The organism is Flavobacterium cupreum (genome assembly GCF_003996965.1).
Taxonomy (GTDB): Bacteria; Bacteroidota; Bacteroidia; order Flavobacteriales; family Flavobacteriaceae; genus Flavobacterium; species Flavobacterium cupreum.
This window is the reverse complement of sequence record NZ_QWDM01000048.1, coordinates 1-1,136: the sequence shown is the minus strand read 5'-3', so window position 1 is coordinate 1,136 and position 1,136 is coordinate 1. Positions and strand designations below refer to the sequence as shown.

1 protein-coding gene and 1 pseudogene are annotated in these 1,136 nt (G+C 59.9%); one reads left to right on the top strand and one right to left on the bottom strand.

Annotation, left to right across the window (positions count from 1 at the left end; all coding sequences use genetic code 11):
- Window positions 1-268: hypothetical protein (locus D0817_RS26335; protein WP_238160955.1), on the top strand; the 268-nt coding region annotated here is incomplete at its 5' end.
- On the opposite strand, the pseudogene D0817_RS25775 reads toward D0817_RS26335, so the two are convergent.
- Window positions 251-1,136, bottom strand: a pseudogene (locus D0817_RS25775) (ISNCY family transposase); the annotation flags it as partial. The gene D0817_RS26335 and the pseudogene D0817_RS25775 overlap by 18 nt on opposite strands.

Sequence of the window (1,136 nt, the reverse complement as noted above, 5' to 3'; positions counted from 1 at the left end):
CTACTTGTGGCACCAGCCATTGCTCGCGTTCGCCAAACACCGTTATCTAGTGCCTGAACGGAAACCCCCTGTTTTGGATTTTGCCACCAGTCATTTTTTGGCCGATTCCATCAAATTTCCTGAAATTCACGCCCTCGTTGGGAGATATTTCGTGCCATCGCATGCGCGCCCCGGTTTTTTGCAGAGCGGCGCCCGAGCGCCATCCCCCGGGTTCCCGGAATCAGGCCCTGCGACCAATCTGCTGTGGTTTTTAGGCCGCTTTTTTTAGCAGTGGAGCGCGGCCCGCCAAGCGGGCCCGCCGTTGCTCGCGTTCCTTTTCCTGCGCCCACAGGATGTCGCCGATGCGGTGGATGTTGCGCGCCACCACGGCCAACGCGACGTAGCGTTTGAAGCCGTCTATGCCGTGGTCAGGACACATGTCGAGGCCATGCACCTCGAGTCCATTGATGGCCGACTCGACGGCCGAGTGCGCGCGTCTGGCCTTGACGAATTCCGCTGATTGCTCAAGCGCTTGGGCTTGCTGCGACAGCTTCCCCTTTCTCGGCAAGGCAACCAGTTCGAGGAGCGCGGGCAGCGCGCGCTGATTTTCCTGTGAATGAAATCCCTTGTCGAAGCTGCAGGCGTTCAACTGTGGGAAGCGCTTCTTCGCCTCCGTCACCATCGACACCGTCACCTGATCGTCGCTCTGTTTCTCCATGACCTGATGGTGCAGGATGAATTGATGCTGGTCCTCCAGGATGCAGACCTTCACGCCCAACTCCACCGGGACGCCCGCTTTCCCCTTGGAGATCCATTCCGTGTGTGGCTCAAAAATGGAGAACACCTTTTCATCGTGGGCGATGGTTTCGCCAAGCACGACGCGCCGCCTGGTCTGGGCGATCTGGCGCGCGGCATGACCCATGAAGCCCTCGATCTCAAGTTTGGCCACAACATCGAGCTCACTCGCACAGGCATGCTGTGCGAGCTTGGCGAGCGTCACCCGCGCCTTGTCGAGATAGTGTTCGGCGACCTCCAGATACTGCTCATGCGCCGCCACGATGAGCGCCGCGTTTTTCTCCTGCTGCTCCGGCGAGCGGGCCTTGCTGCGTTTCTTGTTCTGGGCCGTGCGCATCAGGCGCTTGACGTGCCCGATGTTG